The organism is Mesorhizobium vachelliae, assembly GCF_033977325.1.
Classification (GTDB): Bacteria; Pseudomonadota; Alphaproteobacteria; order Rhizobiales; family Rhizobiaceae; genus Mesorhizobium; species Mesorhizobium vachelliae.
The window spans coordinates 261,293-287,275 of the sequence record NZ_JAVIIR010000006.1; the positions used below are offsets into that span (position 1 = coordinate 261,293).

At 64.9% G+C, this 25,983-nt stretch carries 24 protein-coding genes; 16 read left to right on the forward strand and 8 right to left on the reverse strand.

Going from position 1 to position 25,983, the window contains the following annotated elements; all coding sequences use genetic code 11:
• The first annotated feature begins 37 nt into the window (after positions 1 to 37).
• From RFM41_RS15440 to RFM41_RS15450, 3 genes are read left to right on the forward strand one after another with little or no spacing between them, the layout of a single operon-like run.
• Positions 38 to 775 carry an SDR family NAD(P)-dependent oxidoreductase gene (locus RFM41_RS15440; protein ID WP_320249964.1) on the forward strand — a complete coding sequence of 246 codons (738 nt, stop codon included), beginning with the start codon at positions 38 to 40 and terminating at the stop codon, positions 773 to 775.
• Positions 772 to 1,506 carry an SDR family NAD(P)-dependent oxidoreductase gene (locus tag RFM41_RS15445; protein ID WP_320249966.1) on the forward strand — a complete coding sequence of 245 codons (735 nt, stop codon included), beginning with the start codon at positions 772 to 774 and terminating at the stop codon, positions 1,504 to 1,506. Before RFM41_RS15440 ends, RFM41_RS15445 begins: the two co-directional genes overlap by 4 nt.
• Positions 1,503 to 2,414, forward strand: a complete 912-nt coding sequence (locus RFM41_RS15450; RefSeq protein WP_320249968.1) for a MurR/RpiR family transcriptional regulator — start codon at positions 1,503 to 1,505, stop codon at positions 2,412 to 2,414. Before RFM41_RS15445 ends, RFM41_RS15450 begins: the two co-directional genes overlap by 4 nt.
• Here the strand turns inward: RFM41_RS15450 and RFM41_RS15455 are convergent.
• Both RFM41_RS15455 and RFM41_RS15460 read right to left on the reverse strand, forming a co-directional pair.
• Positions 2,411 to 3,718: a type I glutamate--ammonia ligase gene (locus RFM41_RS15455; protein ID WP_320249970.1), complete on the reverse strand. Its 1,308-nt coding sequence runs from the start codon at positions 3,716 to 3,718 to the stop codon at positions 2,411 to 2,413. The genes RFM41_RS15450 and RFM41_RS15455 overlap by 4 nt on opposite strands.
• Complete coding sequence (locus RFM41_RS15460; protein ID WP_320249972.1) at positions 3,715 to 4,563, reverse strand: MurR/RpiR family transcriptional regulator; 849 nt, start codon at positions 4,561 to 4,563, stop codon at positions 3,715 to 3,717. The genes RFM41_RS15455 and RFM41_RS15460 overlap by 4 nt, the downstream gene beginning before the upstream one ends.
• A gap of 101 nt (positions 4,564 to 4,664) precedes the next feature.
• Between RFM41_RS15460 and RFM41_RS15465 the strand changes: the two genes are divergently transcribed.
• From RFM41_RS15465 to RFM41_RS15525, 13 genes are all read left to right on the forward strand, one after another.
• Positions 4,665 to 5,441, forward strand: coding sequence for an N-formylglutamate amidohydrolase (locus RFM41_RS15465; RefSeq protein ID WP_320249973.1), 777 nt, complete (start codon positions 4,665 to 4,667; stop codon positions 5,439 to 5,441).
• 3 nt (positions 5,442 to 5,444) lie between these two features.
• Positions 5,445 to 6,092, forward strand: coding sequence for a cysteine hydrolase family protein (locus tag RFM41_RS15470; protein ID WP_320249974.1), 648 nt, complete (start codon positions 5,445 to 5,447; stop codon positions 6,090 to 6,092).
• The gene (locus RFM41_RS15475) at positions 6,089 to 7,399 is read left to right on the forward strand and encodes a M20 family metallopeptidase (RefSeq protein ID WP_320249976.1); all 1,311 of its coding nucleotides are present in this window, start codon (positions 6,089 to 6,091) and stop codon (positions 7,397 to 7,399) included. Before RFM41_RS15470 ends, RFM41_RS15475 begins: the two co-directional genes overlap by 4 nt.
• A 39-nt stretch (positions 7,400 to 7,438) precedes the next feature.
• Entirely contained in the window at positions 7,439 to 8,671 is a 1,233-nt protein-coding gene (locus tag RFM41_RS15480) for an ABC transporter substrate-binding protein (RefSeq protein WP_320249978.1), read from the forward strand.
• Positions 8,672 to 8,680: 9 nt separating this feature from the next.
• A complete protein-coding gene (locus RFM41_RS15485) occupies positions 8,681 to 9,415 on the forward strand; it encodes an ABC transporter ATP-binding protein (protein WP_320249980.1) in 735 nt (244 codons plus the stop codon).
• Positions 9,412 to 10,137 carry an ABC transporter ATP-binding protein gene (locus RFM41_RS15490; RefSeq protein WP_320249982.1) on the forward strand — a complete coding sequence of 242 codons (726 nt, stop codon included), beginning with the start codon at positions 9,412 to 9,414 and terminating at the stop codon, positions 10,135 to 10,137. Before RFM41_RS15485 ends, RFM41_RS15490 begins: the two co-directional genes overlap by 4 nt.
• Positions 10,137 to 11,000: a branched-chain amino acid ABC transporter permease gene (locus tag RFM41_RS15495; RefSeq protein WP_320249984.1), complete on the forward strand. Its 864-nt coding sequence runs from the start codon at positions 10,137 to 10,139 to the stop codon at positions 10,998 to 11,000. Before RFM41_RS15490 ends, RFM41_RS15495 begins: the two co-directional genes overlap by 1 nt.
• The gene (locus tag RFM41_RS15500) at positions 11,000 to 11,977 is read left to right on the forward strand and encodes a branched-chain amino acid ABC transporter permease (protein ID WP_320249986.1); all 978 of its coding nucleotides are present in this window, start codon (positions 11,000 to 11,002) and stop codon (positions 11,975 to 11,977) included. Before RFM41_RS15495 ends, RFM41_RS15500 begins: the two co-directional genes overlap by 1 nt.
• A 19-nt stretch (positions 11,978 to 11,996) precedes the next feature.
• Positions 11,997 to 14,330 carry a penicillin acylase family protein gene (locus RFM41_RS15505; protein ID WP_320249987.1) on the forward strand — a complete coding sequence of 778 codons (2,334 nt, stop codon included), beginning with the start codon at positions 11,997 to 11,999 and terminating at the stop codon, positions 14,328 to 14,330.
• A gap of 220 nt (positions 14,331 to 14,550) precedes the next feature.
• Positions 14,551 to 15,342: an enoyl-CoA hydratase-related protein gene (locus RFM41_RS15510; protein ID WP_320249989.1), complete on the forward strand. Its 792-nt coding sequence runs from the start codon at positions 14,551 to 14,553 to the stop codon at positions 15,340 to 15,342.
• A gap of 19 nt (positions 15,343 to 15,361) precedes the next feature.
• Positions 15,362 to 16,861 (forward strand): 3-hydroxyacyl-CoA dehydrogenase, encoded by a 1,500-nt coding sequence (locus RFM41_RS15515; RefSeq protein WP_320319276.1) that lies wholly within the window; start codon positions 15,362 to 15,364, stop codon positions 16,859 to 16,861.
• A 194-nt stretch (positions 16,862 to 17,055) separates the two neighbouring features.
• Positions 17,056 to 17,529, forward strand: coding sequence for a hypothetical protein (locus tag RFM41_RS15520; RefSeq protein WP_320249993.1), 474 nt, complete (start codon positions 17,056 to 17,058; stop codon positions 17,527 to 17,529).
• Between the two features lie 26 nt (positions 17,530 to 17,555).
• Positions 17,556 to 19,667: a sigma-54-dependent Fis family transcriptional regulator gene (locus RFM41_RS15525; protein WP_320249994.1), complete on the forward strand. Its 2,112-nt coding sequence runs from the start codon at positions 17,556 to 17,558 to the stop codon at positions 19,665 to 19,667.
• 88 nt (positions 19,668 to 19,755) lie between these two features.
• On the opposite strand, the gene RFM41_RS15530 is transcribed toward RFM41_RS15525, so the two are convergent.
• The 6 genes from RFM41_RS15530 to RFM41_RS15555 form a co-directional block, all read right to left on the reverse strand.
• The gene (locus RFM41_RS15530; RefSeq protein ID WP_320249995.1) at positions 19,756 to 21,387 is read right to left on the reverse strand and encodes a molecular chaperone GroEL; all 1,632 of its coding nucleotides are present in this window, start codon (positions 21,385 to 21,387) and stop codon (positions 19,756 to 19,758) included.
• Between the two features lie 57 nt (positions 21,388 to 21,444).
• Positions 21,445 to 22,257 carry an iron-sulfur cluster assembly protein gene (locus RFM41_RS15535; protein ID WP_320249997.1) on the reverse strand — a complete coding sequence of 271 codons (813 nt, stop codon included), beginning with the start codon at positions 22,255 to 22,257 and terminating at the stop codon, positions 21,445 to 21,447.
• 5 nt (positions 22,258 to 22,262) lie between these two features.
• Positions 22,263 to 23,285 carry an amidohydrolase family protein gene (locus RFM41_RS15540; RefSeq protein ID WP_320249999.1) on the reverse strand — a complete coding sequence of 341 codons (1,023 nt, stop codon included), beginning with the start codon at positions 23,283 to 23,285 and terminating at the stop codon, positions 22,263 to 22,265.
• A 72-nt stretch (positions 23,286 to 23,357) separates the two neighbouring features.
• Positions 23,358 to 23,726, reverse strand: a complete 369-nt coding sequence (locus RFM41_RS15545; RefSeq protein WP_071101918.1) for an MmoB/DmpM family protein — start codon at positions 23,724 to 23,726, stop codon at positions 23,358 to 23,360.
• Between the two features lie 21 nt (positions 23,727 to 23,747).
• On the reverse strand, positions 23,748 to 24,806 hold the full coding sequence (locus tag RFM41_RS15550) for an aromatic/alkene monooxygenase hydroxylase subunit beta (protein ID WP_320250002.1): 1,059 nt from the start codon (positions 24,804 to 24,806) through the stop codon (positions 23,748 to 23,750).
• Positions 24,807 to 24,853: 47 nt separating this feature from the next.
• Positions 24,854 to 25,921 (reverse strand): NADH:ubiquinone reductase (Na(+)-transporting) subunit F, encoded by a 1,068-nt coding sequence (locus tag RFM41_RS15555; RefSeq protein ID WP_320250004.1) that lies wholly within the window; start codon positions 25,919 to 25,921, stop codon positions 24,854 to 24,856.
• Positions 25,922 to 25,983 lie beyond the last annotated feature (62 nt).

Below are 25,983 nucleotides of genomic sequence, written 5' to 3' on the forward strand. Positions count from 1 at the left end.
GTAAAAAATTCAAGACTGCTTTTCGAGGAGATCCGAGATGCGATTCAAGGGCAAGCGCGCCGTCGTCACCGGCGCGGCGAGCGGATTGGGCCTGGCTACGGCGCAGCGGCTTCGCGCCGAGGGCGCCGAGGTGCTCTCCGTCGATCGCAATGCCGATCTGGTCGATGCGATGGCCTCGCCCAGGCTGCTGATCGACATCGCATCGAAGGAAGCGCCGGAAGCGATCGTGCGGACGGCGATGGATACGCTCGGCGGCATCGACTTCCTGGTCAACAATGCCGGCCTCGGCCGTCTCATCACGCTCGAGGAGAGCGACGACGACTATATCGACGACACCATGGCCATCAATCTGCGCGCCACGATCCGCCTCACGCGCGAAGCGCTGCGTGTGATCAGCCGGCCGGGCGGCTCGATCGTCAACATCGCGTCGATCTTTGGCCAGGCGGGCTTCCCGCGCTCGGTGATCTACGGCACGACCAAGGGCGCGATCGCGCAGTTCACCCGCAACGTGGCGGCGGACGTCACCCCGCACGGCATCCGCGTCAACGCGATCGCGCCGGGGCTGATCGAAACGCCGAGCAATCGCGAATTCGTCCAGAACGATCCCTGGTACAAGCGCAACATGATCGACACCATCCCGGCCCGCCGCAGCGGCCAGCCGCCGGAAATCGCTTCGGTGGTCGCCTTCCTCTGCTCGGACGATGCGTCCTATGTCAGCGGACAGGTGCTGGCCGTCGACGGCGGCTGGCTCGGCACGCGCGGGGTTTATGCATGAGCGGCGAGCGGGGCGAGCTTGACGGTCGCGTCGCCATCGTCACCGGCGCCGCCGGCGGGATGGGCGGCGCGATAACCCAGGCGTATCTCGCGGCCGGATGCCGCGTCGTGGCCACCGACCTGAAGCCGCAGCAGCTTCCGGAAGCCAGCGACGTGCTGTCCTGCCTGGCGCATGACGCATCGAACGAAAGCGACTGGCGCAGGGTCGTCGAGGAGGCGTCCGGCCGTTTCGGGCGGATCGACATCCTGGTCAACAACGCCGCCTATTTCGAACCGGCCCCCTTCATCGACACCACGGCGGCGGACATGGATGCGCATTACCGGGTAAACCAGCGCGGCGTGCTGATCGGCATGCAGTCGGTCCTGCCCGCGATGCGGTCGGCGGGGCGCGGAGCGATCATCAACATCTGCTCGGTGGCGGCGCTCAGCGGCTCGACCGGGGCCTTCGCCTATATGTCGACCAAATGGGCGATCCGCGGCATGAGCCGGGCGGCCGCACGCGAACTCGCCCCGCTCGCCATCCGCGTGAACGCCATCATGCCGGGGCTGATCGACACGGCTATGATGGTGCGCAACCCGCCGGAGCGGAACGCCGGCATCATCGGCGCCATCCCCGCCGGCCGCGCCGGAAGATCCGCGGAAGTCGCCGAGGCGGCACTTTATCTCGCGAGCGACCGCTCCGCCTATCTGACGGGCTCCGAGATCGTCGTCGACGGGGGCCTCTCCGCGTGAGGATCAGGGAGCGGCTGACGGCTGAGGATTTCGTCTTCACCAATTCGGAGAAGAAGGTCGTCCGTGAGCTCCTGAGCAACTATCCCTCCGCCGCGCTGGTCTCGGCATCGCATCTCGCGCGCTGCGCCGGGGTCAGCGACCCGACGGTGGCGCGGCTCGCCAACAAGCTGGGCTATGAGCGCTTCGCCGACATGCAGCAGGCGCTGCTCGACGAGGTGGCGTCCCATCTCAATTCGCCAATGACGATGCTGTCTTCGTCGAGCAGGTCGCTCGGCAGCCGCGAAGTCTGGCAAGGCTACCTGCAGGCCGTCACACGCGACCTTGGCGTGATGGAGCAGGAAATCCTCCCGGCCCAGTTCGCCGATGCGGTCGACCTGATCAGCGACCCCAAGCTGCGCTTGAGCTGCCTTGGCGGCCGGGTCAGCGGCTTCCTAGCAGCGATGCTGCAATGGCATTTGCAGCAGATCCGGCCCGGCGTGCACTTGTTGACCCACGACCGATCGCAACTCGCGGACCGGCTCGTGGATTTCGGCAAGCGCGACCTTCTGGTCGTCTTCGACATCAGACGCTACGAGGTCGACGTCGTGCAGTTTGCGGAAGCCGCCGCGGGGCGTGGGGCGCAGATCGTCCTCTTCACCGATCGATGGCGGTCTCCCATCGCGCAATGGGCGACGATCGTCTTCTCCGCACCGGTCGAGACCGTGTCGCCTTTCGACACGATGACGCCGTCACTCGCGCTCATGGAAGCGCTGATCGCGGCCGTCGCGCGCAAGCTCGGCGATTCCTTCGCCGAGCGGATGGAGCGCATCGAAGCCGCTCGCGCGCCCTACAACATCACCGTCGATCAGAAGCCGCTTGCGACCGCCGCGCCGAACCGCCGCGGCCGCAAGCCGAAAGGCTTAGTTTAGTAGACCGCCTCGTAGGCCTTGCATTGGTCGAGCACGCTGCGGTCGCCGAGGAATTTCAGCTCGCCGAGCTTGTGGTCGCGGTAGACCTCGCAGAAGCCGGCGGGGAACCAGCCGCGCACCGTCTCGTTGGCCATCATCCGCTCGATTGCCTCGCCGAGCGATTGCGGCAGCCGCGTGAAGCCGCGGGCGGCGAGCGCCGCGGGATCGAGCAGCGAAAGATCTTCTTGCGTCGCCTTTGGCGCCTCGAGCTTTTCCACGATGCCCTGCACCCCGGCATGAACGATGGCCGCGAGCGCCAGATGCGGCGAGGCGGCGGCGTCGGCCGCGCGGAACTCGATGTTGTACTGCCTGGCCACGCCCTCCGGATCGCGCGCGGTGGTCGGGCATATCCGCACCGACGCCTCCCGGTCGCGGACACCGAGATTGTTGAAGGCCGCACTCCAGCGATGCGGCGTCAGCCTGAGATAGGAAACCGACGACGGCGCCGTGAAGGCGACGATGCTGTCGAGATATTTCAGCACGCCGGCGACGAACCCTTGCGTGATCGCGGACATGCCGTGCGGACCATTCTCGTCATAGGTCGCGGGACGGCCGCTGGAATCCTCGAAGCTGAGATGGATATGCACGCCATTGCCGACACCGTCGGGGTGGCGGATCGGGGTGAAGCTTGCCTCGTCGTCGAAGCGCCGCGCGGTGGCGCGGACCATCTCGCGCAGGACAAGGCCGGCATCGGCCGCGCGCACGCCGCGCTCCGGGCTGATCGTCACCTCGTATTGGCCGACGCCGTACTCCTTCATCACCGTGTCCGGCTTCAGGCCGGCCGTCTTGATCGCCGCCATCAGCGTTGCGGCGAATGCCGCCCGGTTGCGGTAGCCCTCCATCGAATAGGCGCCGCCGCCCTCGCCGGCCTTGAGGTGGAACTCGTGCTCGAAGGCGCCGACCAGCCGGGCGCCCGCGATGTCCTCCAGCCTCTTCAGCGCCGATTTCAGGATGGAGCGCGTGCAGCACTCCCAGGGGGCGCCGTCGAGGGTCAGGATGTCGCCGAGCATGAAGTCCTCGGCGGGGCTGCCATCCTGGAAATCCACCGTCACGCGGCTGTCCCGGTCAGGCACCAGCAACAGGTCGCCAAGCGAACCATACGGGCTTTCGGCAATGGCATCGAAGCAGGTGATCTGCACGTTGGTCGGCGTCCAGCCCACACCGCGCCCTGCCCGTTTCTCGAGGAGCTCGAGGGGAAATGCCTTGCCCCGAACACGCCCCGAAACGTCGCATGTCGCGACGAAGAGCAGGGGTTCCCTTATCATTTTGTCGACTTCCTTTCCTTGTCCAGCCGCAGGGCATCCCAGGCGCGGATGCGGCTGCTTGTGGAATTCCAATCCCGTTCGGAAATGTGGGTGATCATCGCGTCCACGGTGACCATGGCGGCGATGTAGGTGTCCCATGCCGTTCCGTTGTCGATCGAGAGCGCGATGACCTCGGTCGCCTCGCTGGAGACCGGCGACATCCATTTGTCGGTGAAGAGCAGGACTTCGATGCCGCTCGCCTGCTTGGCCGTGCGCACGAGCTGCTCGAGGCGCGGCTGATAGCGGCGAAAATCGAACACCACGAAGACGTCGCGCGCCTTCATCCGCAAGATGTATTCCGGCCAGACTTCCGGATCGGGCGGGATGTGAAAGACGTCGCGCCGGATCTGGCGCAGATGGCGCGAGAAATGCTGCGCCATGGGATCGCTGATGCGGCCGCCGATCAGATAGATGGCCCGCCTTTCATCCGCCACCATGCCGCAGATGCGCTCGAACTGCACTTGCGTGAGCGCGGCGGGAACCGCGCGCACAATCTGGCTCGCGCGTTCGACATAGGCTTCGAGGAAGTTCGCGCCATGGGAGCTTTTGCTGTGCAGCTCCACCGGCGAGCGATGCCACTCCTTGAGCTCGCCGATCAGCTTGTGCTGGAAATCCTGGTAGCCCTGGCAGCCCAGCTTGGCGACGAAGCGCGTGATCGAGGGCGCCGACACGCCCGTCTTGTCGGCGAGCGTCTGGATCGTCTGCAGCCCGGCAAACGGATAGTCCGCCAGCAACGTCGAGGCCAGCTTCCGCTCGGCCGGCGTCAATGCGCTCTCAAGCTCTTCGATCTGTGCCCTGAGTTCCATTCCCGCCTTCCTCCCACACAGAAAAAATTTAGTCAATTATGATTTTGGATTTGACATTGATGAAAAATTTTCATCACCTTTACCCCGATAGAGAAGGCAGCATGAATATTTCCAATCAACCACAATCGACGCTTCTCGGCGCATCCGATCCCTTCCCCGTGGAGATCGTCAATCCCGCCGGCAGCGGCGATGTGCTCCTCGTCTGCGAACATGCCGGCCGAGAGATCCCATCCTCCCTGGGAGACCTCGGCATCGCGGTGAGCGAGATGGACAGGCATATCGCCTACGACATCGGCGCGCGCGATCTTGCCTTGATGCTCTCCGAGCGCCTCGATGCGCGCCTCGTCGCGCAGCGATACAGCCGGCTGGTCATCGATTGCAACAGGCCGACGGAGGCCGACGATTCCATCCCGCCGGTCAGCGACGGGACCGAAATACCGGCCAACAGGAACCTGGACGCCCGGCAGCGCGCGCAGCGGGCGACGGAGATTTTCGAGCCGTTCGACCGCGCGCTGGCGCAGGCGATCCGGGATCGCAGGCCGAAGGCCATCTTCGCGATCCACAGCTTCAATCCGGTGTTGCGGGGCGTGTCGAGGCCGTGGGACATCGGCTTCCTCTTCAGGAAGGACGAGCGGACATCCCCGGCGCTTAAACAATATCTCCTCGCGGCCGCGCCGGATCTTTCGATCGGCATGCAAGAGCCTTACGCGATCAGCGATCAATCCGATTGGTTCGTACCGGTGCATGGCGAGGGCAACGGCATCGCGCACAGCCTGATCGAGGTACGCAACGATCACATCTCGCATCCTGAAGGCGTGGCGCGTTTCGCTGGCCTTCTCGCGGGCGCGATCGACGAATTCATGAAGAGAGGCGACTAAGGAATGGAACTGACACGCAACGTTCCGCTGGTGCCGGAACAATCCTGCATCCTGTTCATCGATGTGCAGAATTTCTCGGCGCATCCGGACGGCGGCGAGTTCAAGGACCTCAGCAAAGCCGAATTCGAGGAAAAATACGGCTGGTTCTTCAAGCGCATCAAGAGCGAGACCATCCCAAACATGAAGCGCCTGCTGGATGGCTTCCGAGCCAGCGGGATCGAGGTCATGCACACGACGATCGAAAGCCTGACCAAGGACGGCCGCGATCGCAGCCTGGACTACAAGATCACCGGCTTCCATGTGCCGAAGGGATCCTGGGACGGCAAGGTCATCGACGAACTGGCGCCTACGGACGACGAGATCTGCCTTCCCAAGACGTCGTCGTCGGTCTTCGTCTCCACGCATATCGACTACATCCTGCGCAATCTCGGTGTGCGCCAGCTCGTGATCTCCGGGCTGCTGACCGACCAGTGCGTGGAAAGCGCGGTGCGCGACGCCTGCGACCTTGGATATCTCGTCACGCAGGTGACCGATGCCTGCGCGACCTATTCGCAGGAGCGCCACGACAATTCGCTGCGCACCATCAAGGGCTATTGCCGCCAGGTGACGACCGATCAGCTTCTCGATGAATTGAAGGGGCTCGCGAAATGAGCGACACGATTTCCGCCGTCTGGAAGGCCGTCGAGGAGGACCGGGACTACGTCGTCGGGCTGACCCGGGACATCGTGCGGATACCATCCGTCAATCCGAAATTTCAGGCCGATCCCGCGATCAACCGCGAGGCCGATGTGCAGACCCGTCTCGCCGGCGAGATGGAAGCGCTCGGCTTCGGCGTCGATCGTTGGGACGTGTTTCCGGACCGGCCGAACCTGACCGGCGAGTGGGCGGGCAGCGACGAGAAAAGCCTCATTCTTTGCGGCCATATCGACGTCGTGCCGGTGGGCGATCAGTCGAAGTGGAACTGCGATCCGTTCGGCGGCGACATCAAGGACGGCCGCATCTGGGGCCGCGGCGCTGTCGACATGAAGGCCGGCGTCGCCGCCTGCGTGGCGGCGGCCCGCGCGGTCCGCAAGGCAGGGGTCAAGCTCGACGGCCGGCTGGCTATCCACACCGTGGTCGACGAGGAGGCCGGCGGCTTCGGGGCGATGGACCTCGTCAAGCGTTCGCGCCTGGCAAAAAGCGCTATCATCGCCGAGCCGACCTGGGGCAACATCGTGCCGGCCGAAGGCGGACTGACCTGGGTGCGCTTGACGATTTTCGGGCGGCAAGCCCATTCGGGCTGGCGCTTCAATTCGATCTGGCCGCAGCCGCATGTCGAGGGCCGTCTCACACCCGGCGTGAACGCGATCGAGCTCGCTGCGCGATTCCTCGCGGCGTTGCGTGAATTCGAGGCATCGCGTTGCCGCGACAACTGGCATCCGTTGCTGCCTGCCGGTCTTCCAGGCATCAATCCCGGCGTCATTCGCGGCGGTGCCGGCCTGGGGCCCGACGGCACGCCAGCGATCATGACCAATCCCGCCATCATTCCCGACGTCGTCACCATCGATCTCGACTACAAGTTCATGCCGCAGGAGACGTTCGAGGACGTGAAAGCCGAGTTCGAGGCATTCGTCCATCACTTCGCCGCCACCGACGCCTGGATGCGAGCCCATCCGCCGAAGATCGAATGGGATCTTTTCGGCCTCAATTTTCCGCCGATGAACACGCCGGTCGACGCACCGATCGTGCAATCGCTCAACAAGCGCGCCATGGAACTGCAGGCCAAGGCGCCCGTGATCAAAGGTTTCGAAGCCGTCACCGATGCGGCGCATTACGCCGGCGCTGGTGTGGTGCCGGTGATCTACGGACCCGCCGGCGACGGCTTCCACGGCGACAATGAATGCGTGGAGATCGAAAGCCTGATCGAGACCACGAAGGTCATCGCCGCAGCCATCATCGACACGTGCGGCACTGCCTGAACAGACCGACCAATAAAACCAATATCAAGGGGTAACGAAATGATCACGAGACGCGTTCTTATGGGAGCAGTATCGGCCGTGGCGCTCTTTTCCACGTCCGCGTTGGCCTATGCCGACACCGTCAAGCTCGGCGTGCTCGCGCCGCTCACCGGCCCGGCCGCGGCCGACGGACAGGAAATGGTCAACGGCGCCAAGCTTGCCGTCGACGAGTTGAATGCCGCCGGCGGTATCGCCGGCCACACTTTCGAAGTCGTCGTGGCCGATGTCGGCGACGGCAATCCCGACAAGGTCGCGACGGCGGTCGAGCGGTTGCTCGGCGACCACGACATGGGCGGCGTGTTCACCAACTATGCTTCGAGCACCAACTTCGAAATCGAGATGATGGCCGAGCAGGACATGGTCTACATGATCGCCGCCAATTCGCAGCAGACCCACGACATCATCGCGCCGAACCCCGAGAACTTCCCCACCGTATGGTCGCTGACCCCGTCCTATGACGGCTACAACACCGAGATCGTGCCGGTGATCAAGGAACTGTCGGATCAAGGCAAGATCAAGCTGCCGAACAAGAAGGTCGCGATCATCTCGTCCGACAATCCTTATTCCAAGGGCATCGCGGAAGGCATGGCCAAGGCCTTCGGCGCCGACGGCTGGGAAATCACGCAAAACGATCTTGTGCCGTTCGGCGAAGTCAGCGACTGGCGCGCCTTCCTCGGCAAGGTCCGCAAGGATCCGCCGGCGCTGCTGATCAACACCGACTATCTGTCTGCCAATGCCGCGACCTTCATGACCCAGTTCATGGAGAATCCGACCGACAGCCTCGTCTTCATCCAATACGCGCCGTCGGTTCCCGAATTCCTGAAGCTGACCAAGGAGAAGTCGTCCGGCGTGGTCTACAACATGCTGGGCGGCCTGCTTTTGTCGCCAAATAACCCGCGCGCGCAGGCAGTGCTCGACAAGTACAAGGCCAAGTACAACATCGAATCCGGCGGCGCTGGCGCGCTGACCTATGAAGAGGTCATGATCTACGCCGACGCGCTGACCAAGGTCGGCGACCCGACCAAGCGCAAGGAGATCGGCGAGCAGATCGGCAAGACCGACAAGCAGACCTCGATCGGGCGCATCACCTTCGACCCGGCGACGCATCTGTCGGTGCAGAACACCGACGGCGTTCCGCTGCAGTTCTACCAGATCCAGGACGGCAAGCGCGTCCTCTTCTATCCAGGCAAATATGCGACCGGCGATTTCGTCCAGCCGGCATGGATGAAGTGACACGGTCCGATGAACGACACGATCCTCGAGGTCGTCGACGCCAGCAAGCATTTCGCCGGGTTGAAGGCCGTCAACGGCGTGAGCTTCGGCGTCACGCGCGGCGAGATCCTGGGCATTGCCGGCCCGAACGGCTCAGGCAAGAGCACGCTCTTCAATCTCATCACCGGCGTTCCCTTCGGCCCCACCTCCGGCGAGATACGCTTCCAGGGCCAGCGGATAGACCGCTGGCCCGCTCACCGCATCGCCCGCGCCGGGCTTGCCCGCACATTCCAGAAGGATGCGGAATTTCCGGATCTGACGGCCGACGAAACATTGCTGGTCTGCGGCACCTATAACGGCCAGCTCGGCCGCGCCGCGGCCAGGACGCGTTCCAACGAGGTGCTCGGTCTCGTGGCGTTTGCCGACACGCGGCGCGGCATCCCCTCGCGCAACCTGTCGGTCTATGAAAAGAAGCAGCTGATGATCGCCTCGGGGCTGATGTCGCGCCCGGCGGTGCTGATGCTCGACGAGCCAGCCTCCGGCCTCACCAAGCCCGAGATCGAGAACCTGGACAGGCTGCTCGTCGCTGTCAACGCCTCCGGCGTGACGGTGCTCCTGATCGAACATGTTCTCAGCCTGCTGCTTTCGATCTCCCAACGGCTCATCGTCCTCAACCAGGGTTCGGTCCTGGCCGAAGGCAATCCGGCCGAGGTCGTTCGCAACGAAGCGGTGATCACCGCCTATCTCGGAGGGCGCAAGCAATGACAGCCCTCCTCGACGTCAGGGACGTGCAGGCCGGCTATGGCGACATGCGCGTGCTGCACGGTCTTTCGCTGCACATCGGAGCGGAGGAATCGATCGGGCTCTTCGGCCCCAACGGCCATGGCAAGACGACCTTGCTCAAGACCATTTCCAGTCTGGTCCGGCCCACGGCAGGTTCGATCACCTTCGACGGCACCGACATTACCGGCCGCAAGCCGCCGGCCATCGTCGAGGCCGGCCTCATCCACGCGCCGCAGGGCAACACGTTGTTCGGCAGCATGCGCATCGCCGAGACGCTCGAGCTGGCCGCCTTCAGCAAACGGGCAAGCAACGGCGCCCAGAAGCGCCTCGACGAGGTCTACGCCCTCTTCCCGCGCCTGGCCGAGCGCAAGACGCAGCTCGCCAAGACCTTGTCCGGCGGCGAGCGGCAGATGCTGTCGATCGGCTGCGCGCTGATGTGCGCGCCGCGTCTTCTGATGCTGGACGAGCCGACGCTCGGCCTCTCCCCCCGCCTCAAGGAAGAGCTCGGCGCGGCAATCGGCGAGATTTCCAAAAGCGGCGTGCCGCTCATCGTGGTCGAGCAGGACATCGAGTTCCTCCTCTCCCTCACCGACCGGCTCTATCTGGTGGAGCACGGCGTCGTCGTGCGCGAGATCGACCGCGCAAACGCGCCCGACCATGAAGAGGTCATGCGGCTCTATTTCGGCGAAGGAGGAACGCATTGATGGATACGCTCCTCGCCACGCTGGTCTCCGGCCTCGTGCTCGGCTCGCTCTATGCCCTGATGGCGAGCGGGCTCAGCCTGGTCTGGACGACGCTCGGCGTCTTCAACTTCGCGCATGGTGCGCTGATGATGGTCGGCGCCTTCATCGCCTGGACGGTCAGCGAAGCGGTCGGGGCCGGCCCCGTCGCGGGCGTCGTCGCCGGCACGCTCGGCGCCGGCCTGATCGGCATCGGCATCGAGCGGCTCGTCATTCGGCCGTTTTATGCCAGCCGCAACATGCTGCTCGTCACAGCCATGACGACGCTCGCCGTCACCATCATCCTCGAACGCGGCGCGCAGATGATCTGGGGGCCGCGCCTGAAGCAGCTTCCGCCCCTCGTCAATGGCGAGATCAGGCTGTTCGGCAATGCGATCTCGGCGCATGAAGCCTTGCTGCTGGTGGCGGCTCCCGTCATCCTCATCGCGCTGTGGCGCTTCACGGTCTCGAGCAAGATCGGACGCAGCCTGCGCGCCGTCGGCCAGAACCAGGATTCGGCGGCGCTGATCGGCGTCGACGTGCCGACGGCCTTCGCGCTCGCCTTCGCCATCTCGGCGGCGCTCGCTGGCCTCACCGGCGCGCTTCTCGGCTCGATCCGCTTCATCACGCCCGCCATGGGCACGGAGCCGCTGACCAAGGCGATGATCGTCGTTATCTTCGGCGGCCTCGGCAGCCTCGGCTCGACGGCAGGCGCAGCCTATCTGATCGGCTTCATCGAGGCCTTCCTGGTGCTCTGGGTCGGGCTCTACTGGACACCCTTCGCGCTCTTCCTTTTGATGATCCTCGTCCTCCTGCTCAGGCCGAACGGAATATTCGGAAAGAGATGATGACCAGAAACAACCTCCTGCTGCTCGCGCTCTTCGTGGTCCTGGCCTTCGTGCCGCAGGTCTTCACGGACGGCTATGTCAGGCACCTCTTCATCATCGCCTTCATCTACGCGATCATCGCGTCGAACTGGAACCTCAGCCTCGGTCATTGCGGCATCTTCAATTTCGGCCACATGACCTTCTTCGGCATCGGCGTCTACACGGCGGCCATCCTGACCAAGACCGCCGGCGTCAGTCCCTGGCTCGCAATCCCTGCCTGCGCGATCACGGCGGCGATCTCGGCCGTGATCATGGCGGCGCCGGTCGCCCGGCTCAAGGGCATCTATGTCGTGCTCGTCACCTTCGCGGTGAACCAGCTGATGATGCAGCTGGTGCTCAGCCAGGCCGACCTCACGGGCGGCGCCAAGGGCCTGGTGCGCCTGCCGTTCCTCACCATCGGCGACTACAGCTTCATCCGCGACTACAAGCTCGGCTATTACTACCTGGCGCTGATCCTGCTCGGCCTGTCCACGGCCTTCCTGATCCTTGTCGCCGGCTCACCCTTCGGCAAGTCGCTCAAGGCCGTGCGCGACGCCGAGGACTATGCGACCGCGCGCGGCATCTCGGTGGCGCGCACGCGAGTTTCGGTGCTGGTGCTGAGCGCCATCTTCACCGGCATCGCCGGCGGCTTCTACACCATCTATCTGCGCGTCGCGTCGCCCGAGGTCTTCGGCTTCGGGACGATGTCGCTGGTGCTGTCGATGGTGCTGATCGGCGGCATCAACAGCGTGCTCGGCCCGGTGATCGCCGCGTTGGCGCTTACTTTTGCCAGCGAAGCCATGGCAGGGATTGGTGGCTTCGAGGACGCGCGCTACATCGTGATCGCGGTCGCCATGATCCTGGTGCTGAGGCTCGCGCCGGGCGGCCTGATCCAGATCCTTGAAAGACTGGCGCCGACGGGGCAAAAGCCGGCGACGCCAACGAGGAGCCCAGCCTGACCCGGGAGCAGCAATGGTCATGAGCCAAGAGGAAATCGCCGTCGAGGGCCTGAGCTCAGCGGCCAGCATCGTCGTCGACCGCTGGGGCATCGCCCATATCCGCGCCGAAACCTTCCTCGACATGTTCTTCGTCCAGGGCTTCAACGCGGCGCGCGACCGGCTCTGGCAGATCGATCTGTGGCGCAAGCGCGGCCTCGGCCTGCTGGCGGCGGATTTCGGCCCGGGTTACCTCGAGCAGGACCGCGCCGCCCGGCTTTTCCTCTATCGCGGCGACATGCAGGCGGAATGGGACGCCTACGCCCCGGACGCCGAGGCGATCTGCCGCCATTTCGCCGCCGGCATCAACGCCTATGTGGAGCTTTGCGAACGCCAGCCGCAAAGGCTGCCGCCGGAATTCGCCGCGCTTGGCACCCGCCCGGCGAAATGGCAGCCGGAAGACGTCGTGCGCATCCGCAGCCATTCGCTGATGCGCAACGCCGTCTCGGAGGTGATCCGCTCCAACATCCTTGCGGAACTCGACGCCGAGCTCGACGCGCTCCGGCAGAAGCTGGAGCCGCCGCACGACCCGCTTGCCGGCCGCGACCGCCCTGCCCCGCTGCCGCTCGACTGCCTCGATACGTTCAAGCTCGCCATCGCGCCCGTCACCTTCGGCGGCGAAAGGCTGGCGGCAGGCATCGGCGATGCCCGCGCCTGGCGCAAGATGACGCCGCTCGGCGACGTCGTGCGCGACACCAGCCTGCAAGGCTCCAACAACTGGGTGGTGTCGGGTGCCAGAACCGCCAGCGGCCGGCCCATCCTGGCCAACGACCCGCACCGCACCCATGCGGTGCCGTCGCTGCGCTACATCGTCCACATCGCCTCGCCCGAATTCAACGGCATCGGGGCCGGCGAGCCGGCGCTGCCGGGCATCTCGATCGGCCACAACGGTCATTCGGCCTTTGGCCTCACGCTCTTCCTCGGCCATGACCAGGAAGATGTCTATGTCTACGAGACGCATCCGGAGGATCCCGGCCTCTACCGGTACGGGGATGGCTGGGAGGCTTTTCTCGACATCGGCGAGACCGCCTCGGTCAAGGGTTGCGGAGAGGCCGCGCTCGCCCTGCGTTTCACCCGCCACGGGCCGGTGATCGCCGAATATCCGGAGCGGCGTCTGGCGGTGGCGATCCGCACTGTCTGGACCGATCCCGGCACGGCCCCCTACTTCAAGAGCATCGCCGCCATGCGGGCGACCAGCTTCGAGGCGTTCCGCGGCCATATGGGCGGCTGGGGCGTGCCAGCCGTCAACCAGGTCTATGCCGACGCCAAGGGCGATATCGGCTGGGCCGTCGGCGGGTTCAGCCCCATACGCCCTACCTGGGACGGACTGCTGCCCGTGCCCGGCGACGGGCGGCATGAATGGCAGGGCTTCCTGCCGGGTCATGCACTGCCGTTCAGTCACAACCCGGCGAAGGGCTATTTCGCCACCGCCAACGAGTTCAACCTGCCGGCCGATTGGCCGATGGACCAGCCGATCGGCTATGAGTGGCTGGAGCCCTCGCGCGCCCAGCGCATCGACGGCGTTCTGGCCGCAGACGAGCGCCACAGCGTGGACGCGTCCCGTCGTCTTCAGACCGATGTGTTCTCAGTGCCGGCGAAGCGGGTTGTCGGCCTGCTGTCGGGGCTGTCCGGACGCAACGAAGCGGAGACGGCGGCCCTGGGGCTGCTCGGCAGCTGGGATTTCCGGCTGGCCGCCGACAGCCCGGGCGCCGCGCTCTACGAAGTCTGGTGGGCGAACCACTTGCACGTGGCCATCATCGCCGATGCCGTCGGCAAGCCGGAACTGAGGCCATTGTTCGCACCCGGCGACACCGCCGGCATCCTCGATCGGCTTGAAGCCTTGGCGGCAAGGGCTCCGGGAGAGTTCGCCGCGCTGGCGCTGGGCAGCCTGGCGAAAGCCTATGACACGTGCCGGCGGATGCTCGGCCCCGACACGGGTGAGTGGGCATGGGGCCGCGTGCACGAGGCGCTTTTCGAGCATCCGGCAGGAGCGATCGCCAATGCCAAGGGCCGCTGGGATGTCGGCCCCTTCCCCTTTGGCGGCAGTGGCAGCACCCCGATGAACGGCTCCTACCGCCCCACTGACTTCCGGCTGACCATCGGCGCCTCGTTCCGGATAGTCGTCGATGTCGGCGACTGGGACAACAGTGTCTGCATCAACACGCCGGGCCAGTCCGGCGATCCGCGGTCGGACCATTACGGCGACATGGCGCCGCTCTGGGCCGTTGGCGACTACGTGCCACTGCTCTACACCGACCGGGCCGTCGACGCCGCGGCGGTGCTGACCTTGAAGCTTACGCCGCGACGAGCCGCATAGGCTCGGCCATGGCGCGCTTGGACACGCGCCGGATGCCTGCCGAACTCATGCATCGACACCGCAACCGCGAGCCGGTCAGGCGCTCTCGAAACGGCCACGGGACATCGTTTCCGAGGCGGTGCGGAGAATAGTCGTCAGGACCTCCACGTTAGCCTTGCAGGCTGCGCTGACGCTGACTATAGCCACGGATATGAAATTAAATTCCATGTGCTAGGTACGAATGCGTCCCGCGAGCGATCAGTCTCTTGTTGTGGTGGAGAGCCGCCCGTTCGACAATGTGGGGTTGGTCGAGATCAACCGCCCCGAAGTCCGCAACGCAATCAATCTCGAAGTACGGGAGAAGCTGGCCGCTGCCGTGGCAGGCTTCTCGGAAGACGCGGAGATCCGGTCCATCGTCATCGCCGGGCGCGGCGCCAACTTTGCCGCCGGCGCCGACGTCAGAGCGTTTGAAAAGCTCGGCTCCGCCGACATGCTTCTTCAACGCACCCATCGCTACTGGGATGTGATCGCCAAATGTCCGAAACCGATCATCGCCGCGGTCGAGGGCTTCGCGCTGGGCGGTGGCTGCGAGCTTGCAATGCATGCCGACATCATCGTGGCGGCACGTACAGCCACTTTCGGGCAGCCGGAGGTCAAGCTTGGCCTCATGCCGGGCGCCGGCGGCACCCAGCGGCTGCTGAGAGCAATCGGCAAGTACAAGACGCTGATGCTCGTTCTGACCGGCGATATGTTCCCAGCGGAAGATGCCGAGCGCGCCGGTCTCGTCAGCCTTCTCACGGATGAGGGCGAGGCCCTGCAGCAGGCGCTGCAGATCGCCCAGAAGATCGGTCGTCTCCCGCCATTGGCCGTCGAGCAGATCAAGGAAGCCGTCGCCAATGGCGAGGACGCGCCTCTGGAAACGGCGCTGCGCCTGGAGCGCAAGGCATTTCAACTGCTTTTCGACACGGCCGACAAACGGGAAGGCATCGCCGCCTTCCTGGAAAAGCGCAAAGCGTCGTTTACGGGGCGCTGACTTGGCAGACTCGGGAGGGGTGTCGAGAGGTCGGATCGAGAAAGCCGGTGTCGTGGGCGCCGGGGTGATGGGCTCCGGCATTGCGGAGGTTCTGGCCGCTGCGGGCGTCGACGTGATGATCGTCGACGAAGCGCCGGGAAAAGCCGCAGCCGCCCTCGATCAGATCGCGTCGCGCCAGCGCGCCAGGGCAACCGCGGGCAAGGTCAGCGCGGAAACGGTCGAAAAACTGCTTGCCCGTATCGAGCCCGTCGAGACCCTGGACCGCCTGGCCGGCACCGACCTGGTGGTGGAAGCCATCATCGAACGTCTCGAGCCCAAGCGTCAGCTCATCGGGACGCTGGAAAAGATCGTCGGGCCGGACGCAATCATAGCGACCAACACTTCGTCCTTGTCAGTGACGGCGATCGCCTCCGCGGCCAGCCGGCCGCAGCGCGTTGCAGGCTACCATTTCTTCAATCCCGTCCCGGTGATGAAGCTGGTGGAGGTCATCTCCGGCGCCCGCACGGCGCCCGAGGTCGAGCACGCGCTGGTCGATCTCGCGACCCGCTTTGGCCATCGCCCCGTCATCGCCGCCGACACGCCCGGCTTCATCGTCAATCACGCTGGCCGCGCCTTCGGCACGGAAGCCCTGGCGATGCTGCGCGAAGGTGTCGCGTCGATAGACGACATCGATGCGATCCTGCGGGACGCCGCCGGGTTCAGGATGGGTCCGTTCGAGCTGATGGACCTGACCGGGCTCGATGTCTCGCATCCGGTCATGGAAAGCATCTACAACCAATTCTACCAGGATCCGCGCTACCGCCCGTCGGTCATTGCCGCCCGGCGCGTGGAGGCAGGTCTTCTCGGCCGCAAGACCAAACGTGGTTTCTATGACCATGGCGATGTCCGTGCGACCCCTGCCGCGAAACCGGTAGAAGCGGTCGGCGCCGAGGCGGCCTTGCCGGGTCGCGTCACCGTGATCGCCGACAACGAAGCCTCGGGCATGCAGGAGCTCGTCGACTCATGCGCCGCCGACCTGACAATCGACGGCGACCACCTCATTCTCATCGGCCTGGAGGGCGAGGACGTGGCTGGTGCGGCGGTACGGCTCGGCCTGCCGGCTTCGCTTTGCGTGGGCTTCGATCCGTTTTTCGGTATCGACCGCCACGTGACGCTCGTGGCCTCCGCCGCGACGTCCGACCGGACCAGGGAAGCGGCTTTGAGCCTGGTCCACCGCGCCGGCCGCAAGGCGACCATGGTGGAGGATAGCTGCGGGGCCGTCTGCCAGCGCGTGATCGCCATGATCGTCAATATCGGCAGCGAGATCGTCGAGCAGAAAATCGCTTCGGCGCCGGATCTCGACGCGGCGGTCAGGCTTGGCCTGGGCTACCCGCTGGGGCCGCTGGAATGGGGCGACAAGATCGGCCCCAAACGCGTTCTGCGCATCCTGGACACGATTTATGACCGCACCCGCGACCCTCGCTACAGGGCAAGCCTATGGCTGCGGCGACGCGCGGAGCTAGGCCTTTCATTGCAATAGGCCGAGCGGGAGGAGACGAGTTGGCCCAAAATGCGGAGGGTGGTTTCGCCGGTCGCGATGCGGCATCGGGCTACCACCCGCACCGCTGCCGGATGTCGTATGTTAGTCTACTGGCACGAAAGGTGGTTCTGCGATACGGTTGAAAAAGGGGGCGTTGCAGACGGCTTTTTGACCAAGTGACTCTGGGAGGAGCAATGGTCGAAATCATATCGAAGCGCGACGGCTCGCGACGCGAGGACGTCGCGATGAAGCGCCTGATCGAGCAGAACCGCGCTACCATCACGCGGCTCGCCGATCATATCAGTGGCGGAAGCTATTCGGCAGGCAAGGCGCCAAAGCACAAGCCGCAGGCAAAAGGCCTCATCATCCATTCCGTCGGCAGCGCAAGGCCCACCACCGACGCGAGCCCCAGGATCCGCATCAGCCTCAACGGCCGGGTAATCGTGGTGGACGAGAATTCGGGCCGGCAGCTGCATCATATCGGCGATCTCAGGGGCCGGGACGGCAACGACGTCTTTGTGCTTGCGACCAAGGCCAACCAGTATTTCTCGCCGGTCGACGAGGACATCGCGGCCGCGTTGGCCGACCTCGACGGCGGCCGGCTCGGACCAGACTATGGCGAAGAACAGCTCGCCGCGGATATCGGCAACAGGCTTGGCATGACGTGAGGTGGGCGAGAGCGTGCGATGGTTAAATGAAGCGTAGCACCGGCCAGGACGAAAGCCTGCTCATGGCGCATCCCGCCCGTCATCCGTTGCGTCCCAACGCGTTTGTCGCGCCCAGCTATGACGAGCGGGCGACCATGCGAGCCTGGGAGACGTTGCTCGCCGGCGACGGCGAACGAGCGGGCAACCGCTTTCCTGTCCGCTCCCTGATCCACGATTCCTGGAGCCGCTGCGCCACAAGCGGCATCAATGCCCAGCAGAGCGAAGCGCCGCTGGAGAACGGCAAGGACCACATCGAGCTGCTTTCGCGCTCCAACGGCGAGTTACTCGCTGCCGCGCGGCGGTCCTTCTTCACCATCGGCCGCCTGCTCGACGGGACCGGCGCCATGCTGGTGCTCACCGACGGCGACGGCGTGCTCATCGATGCCATCGGCGACAAGCGCACGATCCATGACGGCATGGACATCCATCTCGCCGTCGGCGGAAAGTGGACCGAGGATGTCGTCGGCACCAACGGGATCGGCACAGCACTTTGGGCGGGCGAGCCGGTCTTCGTGCATGCGGCGGAGCATTTCTGCGCCGGGATCAAGTCATGGACATGCGCCGGTGCGCCCATTCGCGATCCGATCGATGGAAACATCATCGGCGTGGTCGATCTTTCGGGCCATCCCGACATCTTCCGGCCGCACAACACGGTTCTGGTCGCGGCGGCCGCGCGCGAGATCGAGAAGGCGCTGGCCGAACAGCAGATGGAGGACCGCGCGCGCCTGCTGGAGGCCTTCATCACCTCTGCCCCCAACTATCGCCGGCGCGACGGATTGATGATCGTCGACCGCCGCGGCCGGCCGATCTACTGCAACAACCTTCCCGAAGAAGCGGCACGCGAGTTGCTGGCGGAGCCAGCCGCGCAGAACCCGAACGCCAGGTTCCTGGTCAAGCTGCCAGAGCTCGGCTCCGGCATCGACCTGGGCGACGCCCTGCCGGCGTCGCTGCGGTCCTGCAACATCAGCGCGCTCGAGTTCGACGACGGCCTGCGCGGCGCCGCCCTCGTCTTCCCGGCGCAGGGATCGGCGACGATCGTCTCGGACAGCCGCAGAACGCAGATCAAGCAACTCGAAGCGGCGTCGGCGCTGATCATCGGCGAGAGCGAGCCCCTGCTTGCCGCCGTCGACATCGCCTGCAGGGTCGCGGACTCGAAGGAGGTCACCTCCGTCCTGCTCGAAGGCGAGACGGGCGTCGGCAAGGAGTTGTTCGCAAGGCTCATCCATATCGGCAGCCGCGCCTCGCAGAACAGCCCGTTCATCGCCGTGAACTGCGGCGCGATCACCAAGGAGCTGTTCGGCTCCGAGCTGTTCGGCCATGTGTCGGGCGCCTTCACCGGCGCGAGCCGCGAGGGAAAGCCAGGCGTCTTCGAGCTCGCCAATGGCGGCGTGCTCAGCCTCGACGAGATCGGCGAAATGCCGCTCGAGATCCAGCCGTTCCTGCTTCGGGTGCTGGAAGAGCGCGTGGTCCATCGCATCGGCGACAGCCGGGCTCGGCCTGTCGACGTGCGCCTGATCGCCTCGACCAACCGCGATCTCAAGCGCGAGGTGGACGCCGGACGGTTCCGCCGGGACCTCTATTATCGCATCTCGACCGTTTCCATCCGCGTGCCGCCCTTGCGGGACCGCGGCAGCGACGTGCTGCTGCTTGCCGAGCACTTCAACCACAAGATCTCGGCCCGGACGGGGTCGGCTCCGCTTGAATTCTCCACGGCGGTCATGGATGCGTTCCTGGCTTATCAGTGGCCGGGAAATGTGCGCGAGTTGAAGAACCTGGTCGAGAGGCTGCACGTGCTGTCGCGCGGCGCCGTCGTCGGCCTCGGCGATCTGCCGGAGGAAATGCTGGGAGCCGGAACGGCAAAGGCGGGATCCGAAATTCAATTGGCTACGCCGGCAACCGCCGGCGCGCCCGGCGCGTTGCCTTGCGCCATCGGCGGAGCGCCGGTGCGCAGCATCGAGGATGCCGAACGTCAGGTCATCAAGGACGCGCTGGCGGCGGAGGGCGGCAATCTGAGCCGCGCGGCGCTGCGTCTCGGGGTGTCACGCCCCACGCTCTATCGCAAGCTCGATCAGTTCGGCATCCGGCGCGGCTTCATCTGAGTTCATGCGTGGAAAGATCGAAGGCCCCATGGCATGAGCCATGGGGCCAAGGTCGTTGCTGTCTAATGCTTGGGCGCAACCGGTTGGATCACTGACGCCCGAGCTTCTCCGCGCCGCCGCCGAGCGCCGGCCCTTCGGTGGGATCCTCGTCCTCGGCCAAGTCGCCGACCAGCGTCTCGGTGGTGAGGATGAGCTTGGCGACCGACGCGGCATTGCTGAGAGCCGCGCAGGTGACGCGTACCGGGTCGATGATTCCGGCGTCGTACATGTTCTGGAATTCGCCCTTGTCGGCGTTGTAGCCGTAGCCGCCATTGACGCTCGAGATCTTGGCGACCACCGCGTCGGCATCGGCGCCCGCATTGGTGACGATGCGCCATAATGGACGCGACAGCACCGACCTGACCAGCCGCACGCCTTCGGCGACGTCGCCGTCGACCTTGGCCAGCACCTCGTCGAGCACCGGGGCAATCTGCGCCAGCGCCACGCCGCCGCCGGCGACAACACCCTCCTCCCACGCGGCGCGGACCGCCGAGAGCGAATCCTCGATCAGCTGGATGGTGCGCTTCTGCTCGACGGGTGTCACGCCGCCGGCATAGAGGACCGCCGTGCCGCCAGACAGTTTGGCCAGCCTCTCGCGCAGCTTGTCCTGCTCGACATTCGGCGGCGCGACCTCATACTGGCGCTGCACCTGGGCGCGACGCGCGGCGATTGCCTGCGGCTGGCCACCACCACGGATGACGGAGGTGTGGGTGGCGCTGGTGCGGACGCGCTCGGCCGAGCCGAGCTCCTCTTCCTGGATGTCCTCGAGCCGCCCGCCAAGGTCGCGCGCGATCACGCGGCCGCCGGTCAGGATCGCAAGGTCCTCCATCATGGCCTTGCGCCAATGGCCGTATTCCGGCGGATGCACCACGAGGTACTTCCCGGGTCCGTTCTTGCCGAGCAGCGTGACCACCACGTCCGGCGACATCTCCTCGGCGACGATCAGCAGCGGCCTGCCTTGCTTTTCGGCGATGGCCCTGGCCGCGTCGAGCGCCTTCGGCTCCTTGATCTTGAGATCGGTCATCAGGATCAGCGGCCGCTCCAGCACCACCTCCATCTTGTCCTGGTCGGTGACCATGTGATGCGAGAGGTAGCCCCGGTCGAAGGACATGCCCTCGACCACGTCCAGCGTCGTATCCCTGGTCACGCTGAAGTCGGTGGTGATGACACCGTCGGCGCCGACGCGCTCGTAAGCTTCCGCGACCAGGCTACCGAGCTTCGGATCGGTCGCGGCGATGTTGGCGACGGCCGCCAGGTTGCCGTTGGCCCGCGCCGGTTTCGCCGACGCCTTCAGCGCCTCCACGACCCTTGCCACCGCAAGGTCGATGCCCCTGACCAGATCGACGGATTTGGCGCCGCGCTCGTTGGCTTCAATGCCGTTCTGGACGAGAGCGTTGGCAAGCACGATCGCGGTCGTGGTGCCGTCGCCGGCGACTTCGTTCGTCTGCATGGAGACTTCGCGCACGACCTGCGCGCCCATGTTCTCGAACCGGTCATGCAGCTCGATCGAAGCGGCGATCGATACGCCGTCGCGGGTGACGATCGGCGTGCCGATCGGGCGATCGATCATGGCGTTCATGCCGCGCGGTCCGAGCGTCGGCTCGACGGCGGCGGCAAGCTGGTGGACGCCCCGGGCGAGCGCGCGGCGGGCATGTGAATTGTGGATCAGTAATTTGGGCATGGCTCCTCCTTCGCCGCGGGACGGCGCTTGTATCTGCCTCCGTGCGGAGGCTGTTTTTCAGCTATGTGCCGGGCGGCTCGCGCAGTCCCGGGGCGGCACGCGGTCGAGGATGAAGTCGACCAGCGTCGGTTCGCCATCCACCACCTCCAGTTCCTTGTACCGTGTGGTCTTCAGTCCACGGCACAGCGCGCCGTTGAACTCCATGTTGATGCGCACGCTCCTAAGTTCGGCGAGATAAGCGCCGAGCGCCTCCGGCGGGATCGGCGATCCCTGCCAGGTGACGAAGACGGGCTCCGTCGGACGCCGCTCGGGCCAGCGCAGCAGCAAGGCTTCGCGGTACCGCGGCTTCTGCTTGACGGCCTCCTCGCCCGCGAGCCTTGCGGTGTCGTAGGCGAGCAGGTCCATGCCGAGGATCTCGCGATCGGTCAGGCCATGCTTGCGCAGTCCAAGAAGCACGGCCTCCTGGCGTCTCGAATAGGCCTTTCGGGCAAAGGTCTCGTGCAGGCCGGCGATGTCTTCGTCGCCGGCCAGCTCGCCGAAGATCTGGCCGAATGTCTTGCCGGCCTCGACGCCGCGATTGACCTCCTCGGCGAACATGTGGTCGTGCAGCCGGATCCGGTGGGCAGGCGACCACGACAACGTATCGAGCGCCTGGCGCATCCCGTCCAGCATCAGGAAGGCGAAGTTCGGCGAGCACCAATAGGTCGGCAGGCGGAAATCGACCGCCACGGACCCGTCGGTCAGAACCTCGGCCCGTTCGACAAAACCCATCTCGGTCACGGGCTCGTCGAGCTCGGGATCGTTGACGCCTTCCAGGCTCCGCCAGAGTTCCCCCTGGCGGTTGCCCCGCAGGTCGGGCTGCACGGTCATCGCCGTCACTCCGCCGCGATCCGCAGCGGCGATTTCGCGAGCGCCGCCTTCTTGGCCGCCACGTCGATGTTGTAGAGCCGTGCCGCGTTGAGGCCGAGGATCTTCTCCTTGATCTCGTCGGTCAGTTGAACGCCCCGCTCGGCCGCGATGTCCTCGGGGATCTGATAAGCCCAGAGCTTCTCGACCAGCCAGCGCGGCGTCCAGATTCCGTAGTCCGATCCGAACAGGAGCTTGTCCGGGCCAAGCCAGTAGAGCAGTTCGGCGATCACCTCACCGAAATAGCGCGGCCGGTTGTGAATGAACGGCAAAGCGACCGCCAGTCCGCCATAGACGTTGGTTTCCTGCACGGCGACCCAGCAGAAGTCGTCGAGCCTTGGCAGGCCGCAATGCTCGATGATCCAGTTGAGGCCCTGGAAGTCCGTGGCGGCATGGTCGACGTCATGGACGTCGAAGGAATCCTTGGCCAGAGGAATGATCGTCGGCCCCTTATGGACATGGATGTTCTTGATGCCGAGCTTCTCGCAGAGCTCGAAACACCGGTAGGCGTCCGGATCGTTCAGCCGCCAGCCCTTGGAGGCTCCGTTCCATTCGGCCGTGTACATCTTCACGCCCTGAATGTCGTAAGTCTCCTTCATGTAGTGGATGTATTCGATCGCCTTCTCGCCATCGCGGGGATCGAAGGAACCATTGACGATGAAGCGCTCAGGATAGCGTTTCGCGACTTCCGCGTTGCGCTCGATCGTGTTGAAGCCGTTCTTGTAGAAATCCTTCAGATAGGTCGACTGGATGATCGCCACGTCATCCGGACCGTTGATGAAAAGGTCGCTGTAAAGATCGTCGGCACTGTATTTCTCGAACTTCTCCTTTGGCCAATATTCCTCTTTTGGGCTGAGGAACGTGTGATAGCCGTAGAAGCAGTCGATGAACTGCTTGCCGTGGATGTTGCGCTGGTTCTCGGGGCTGCCGTCCCAGAAATGGGTATGGCCGTCGACCACGAAGATTTCCTTGCCTTCCGGTGTGATGAACATGTTTGTGCTCCGCAAGTCGGATTGGTTGGTCGGCGCGCCGCAAAAGCGCGGCGCGCCCGTCTCGTGACGCGCTCAGATGAACTCGAAGACCTCGTCCATGTTGCCGAAGAGGATCACCGTGTTGTCGTCGACGCGGACCATGCGGCCGTAATGGGTCGACGTGTTCACCTCGAAGATCTCGGCGGTCATCTCGCGGCCGAGATATTCGCTGATCTCATCCATCTTGAAGATCAGCTTGCCGTGGCCGTCGATGCGGATGAGCGCCGGCTGGTAGGTGATGGTGACGCCGGGCTTCTTGCTCATGAACTCGGCGATGGCGCGCGCCTCGACGGAGTCGTTCATGGTGACGCCGCACTGGTCCGAGATCGTCTGCTCGAAGGTGATGTCCTTCATCGACTTGAAGATGTTGTCGTGCGAGGCATCGCGGGCTGCTGTTGACATGTTGGTGTCTCCTGTTTGCGGTTAGCCGTTGAGGCCGAGTTCGCCGAGGATCCTGGCGATGCGCTCCTGGGACTGGGCCCGCACGTCATCGAAGGAGATCGGCTTGGAGTGCGGCGCCGACCAGATCGGCTGCAGGCCCTGCGCGGCCTTGTCGGCGAGGGCCCGGTGTTTCTTCAGCCAGCCCTTGAAGAGCTTCTGGTTCGCGGCCGCGTGCTTCGCGTCATGCGCGAGCAGGTAGATGAGGTCGATCGTGTTCGCGAGGTTGCGCTCGTAATCGGCCTCGGCCGCCGAGATCACCGCCGGCGTGATGAAGTCGTGGTTGGCGGCGGCGACCTGCATCAGGAAGCCCGACCGGAACAGCTCGCCCACCAGCGGCTCGAAGACGATGTTGATGGCGAAGTACTGCTCCAGATAGTCGGCGGTGCCCATGATCGTCTCGATCGCCTCACGGGTGCCCTGCCAGACGCCGTCCTCGAGCCAGGCCTTCTTGCCGAGCTCGTCGTTCCAGCCGGGAATGTCCATGCCGATCTCGGCGAGGTAGAGGGTGATGTCCTGCGCCAGCCGGAGCTTGTAGGAGGAATTGGTCAGCGTGGCGTTGTTGATCATCTGGGTGTAGCCGTAGCGCTGCGCCTGCATCAGCGAGGTGCCAAGGCCGAACTCGGCATGTTTCCAGGCGCCGAGATGTGTCTGGAGGATCTTCGCCCACACCTTGTCGACGGCCTTCGGCGCGCCCGACTTGCGGCCGTTGGCGATGACGCTCTGCACCATCGTCTCGATCCTCGACTGGCGCTGGTAGTGGGTGCGTTCCCACTCCTGGTCAGGAGCGCGGAAGGCATGCCAGTTCGAGCTGTGGACGGCGGTGTTGTCCTTGACGTAGGCGCCCTTGCCGTTGGCGAAGGAAATGATCCAGTCCTGGATCAGGTAGCGCTCCGGATCGGGCTGGACGTCGACCGTGACGTCCTCGTAATGCGTCGCCCTTTGACCTCTCGGGTCGAAGTAGCGGTACTTGCGGCTATCGGAGTCGGCGAAGATCGCGGCGCCCGCGGCTCCCGACCCTACTGAACTCGATATGGCTGGCATTTCTCTCTCCCTTGGTTTCAGTTGCTGGTGAAGCCGCCGCGGCGGTCTCAATGTCCCGGCGTGCCGGCGCCGGAAGACGTGGTGGTGAAGCGATCGAAGAAGATGCGCTCCACCTCGAAGCCGTTCATGAACAGGACGGGCTGCAGCGCATCGATCATGGGCGGCGGACCGCAGGCATAGACGTCGCCCTGTCCGTCGATGGCGAGCTCCTTGAGCTTGGCGTCGACGCGCTCATGCACGAAGCCGCGCTCGCCCTGCCACGAGGCGTCGCCGTTGACGTGCGACAGCACCGGAATGAAGTTGAGCTCGGGATGCCGTTCCGCGAGCTGCGCGATGCGGTCGAGGTAGAACAGGTCGTCCGGGGTGCGCGCGCCGTAGAAGAAATAGACCGGCCGCTTCTCGCCGCTGGCGAGATGATCGTTGAGGATCGACCAGACCGGCGACATGCCCGACCCCGCGCCTACGAGGACGATGGGGCCTTGGCGATCCTCGCGTCGGAAGCAGGTTCCGTAGGGCCCGACGACGGTGACCTCGGCTCCGGCCCGGATTCCTCCGGAATCGAGTTCTCCTGAGAATTTTCCTTCGGGGTATTTCTTGATGATGAAGGAGAGCCTTTGGGCTTCGTCCGGCGTATTTGCCATGGAGAACGAGCGCGTAATCGTCTCCCCTTTTTGCGTGGTGACCGTGATGTCGACATATTGTCCGGCCCAGAACTTGATCGGGGAGTTGAGCTCGATTTGGATGCCGCGGATGTCGTGCGTCAGCTTCTCGACATTGGCGATGCGGCCCGTGAAGGTCTTCACCGCGATCGATTTCGAAAGCACTTCCTCGTCATAGTTGAGGAGCTCGACTTCCATGTCGGAATAGGCGATCGACCGGCACAGAAGGATGTGGCCGGTTTCCTTTTCGGTGTCGTTGAGCGCGAAGGTCGAATATTTCAGCATGTCGACCTCGCCGTCGCGCAGCACGCATTTGCAGGCCGAGCACTGGCCTTCCTTGCAGCCGTGCGGCAATGCGATTCCCTGGCGGAATGCCGCGTTCAGCACCGTCTCGCCGTTCTCGACCTCGAACTCGACCCCGACCGGCTCAAGACGCACTGTGTGAGCGCCGCTCATCGTTTCTCCTCCCAAAGCTCCGCCGTTGCCCGTCCGGTGGGACGGGAGCGGCTGTGTCCGCT

What these genes read in the sequence shown, in the direction of transcription:
- RFM41_RS15440 (WP_320249964.1), top strand. Translation starts at nt 38, where the DNA reads ATGCGATTCAAGGGCAAGCGCGCCGTCGTCACCGGCGCGGCGAGCGGA.
- RFM41_RS15445 (WP_320249966.1), top strand. Translation starts at nt 772, where the DNA reads ATGAGCGGCGAGCGGGGCGAGCTTGACGGTCGCGTCGCCATCGTCACC.
- RFM41_RS15455 (WP_320249970.1), bottom strand. Translation starts at nt 3,718, where the DNA reads ATGATAAGGGAACCCCTGCTCTTCGTCGCGACATGCGACGTTTCGGGG.
- RFM41_RS15460 (WP_320249972.1), bottom strand. Translation starts at nt 4,563, where the DNA reads ATGGAACTCAGGGCACAGATCGAAGAGCTTGAGAGCGCATTGACGCCG.
- RFM41_RS15465 (WP_320249973.1), top strand. Translation starts at nt 4,665, where the DNA reads ATGAATATTTCCAATCAACCACAATCGACGCTTCTCGGCGCATCCGAT.
- RFM41_RS15470 (WP_320249974.1), top strand. Translation starts at nt 5,445, where the DNA reads ATGGAACTGACACGCAACGTTCCGCTGGTGCCGGAACAATCCTGCATC.
- RFM41_RS15475 (WP_320249976.1), top strand. Translation starts at nt 6,089, where the DNA reads ATGAGCGACACGATTTCCGCCGTCTGGAAGGCCGTCGAGGAGGACCGG.
- RFM41_RS15480 (WP_320249978.1), top strand. Translation starts at nt 7,439, where the DNA reads ATGATCACGAGACGCGTTCTTATGGGAGCAGTATCGGCCGTGGCGCTC.
- RFM41_RS15485 (WP_320249980.1), top strand. Translation starts at nt 8,681, where the DNA reads ATGAACGACACGATCCTCGAGGTCGTCGACGCCAGCAAGCATTTCGCC.
- RFM41_RS15490 (WP_320249982.1), top strand. Translation starts at nt 9,412, where the DNA reads ATGACAGCCCTCCTCGACGTCAGGGACGTGCAGGCCGGCTATGGCGAC.
- RFM41_RS15495 (WP_320249984.1), top strand. Translation starts at nt 10,137, where the DNA reads ATGGATACGCTCCTCGCCACGCTGGTCTCCGGCCTCGTGCTCGGCTCG.
- RFM41_RS15500 (WP_320249986.1), top strand. Translation starts at nt 11,000, where the DNA reads ATGACCAGAAACAACCTCCTGCTGCTCGCGCTCTTCGTGGTCCTGGCC.
- RFM41_RS15505 (WP_320249987.1), top strand. Translation starts at nt 11,997, where the DNA reads ATGAGCCAAGAGGAAATCGCCGTCGAGGGCCTGAGCTCAGCGGCCAGC.
- RFM41_RS15510 (WP_320249989.1), top strand. Translation starts at nt 14,551, where the DNA reads ATGCGTCCCGCGAGCGATCAGTCTCTTGTTGTGGTGGAGAGCCGCCCG.
- RFM41_RS15520 (WP_320249993.1), top strand. Translation starts at nt 17,056, where the DNA reads ATGGTCGAAATCATATCGAAGCGCGACGGCTCGCGACGCGAGGACGTC.
- RFM41_RS15525 (WP_320249994.1), top strand. Translation starts at nt 17,556, where the DNA reads ATGAAGCGTAGCACCGGCCAGGACGAAAGCCTGCTCATGGCGCATCCC.
- RFM41_RS15530 (WP_320249995.1), bottom strand. Translation starts at nt 21,387, where the DNA reads ATGCCCAAATTACTGATCCACAATTCACATGCCCGCCGCGCGCTCGCC.
- RFM41_RS15535 (WP_320249997.1), bottom strand. Translation starts at nt 22,257, where the DNA reads ATGACCGTGCAGCCCGACCTGCGGGGCAACCGCCAGGGGGAACTCTGG.
- RFM41_RS15540 (WP_320249999.1), bottom strand. Translation starts at nt 23,285, where the DNA reads ATGTTCATCACACCGGAAGGCAAGGAAATCTTCGTGGTCGACGGCCAT.
- RFM41_RS15545 (WP_071101918.1), bottom strand. Translation starts at nt 23,726, where the DNA reads ATGTCAACAGCAGCCCGCGATGCCTCGCACGACAACATCTTCAAGTCG.
- RFM41_RS15550 (WP_320250002.1), bottom strand. Translation starts at nt 24,806, where the DNA reads ATGCCAGCCATATCGAGTTCAGTAGGGTCGGGAGCCGCGGGCGCCGCG.
- RFM41_RS15555 (WP_320250004.1), bottom strand. Translation starts at nt 25,921, where the DNA reads ATGAGCGGCGCTCACACAGTGCGTCTTGAGCCGGTCGGGGTCGAGTTC.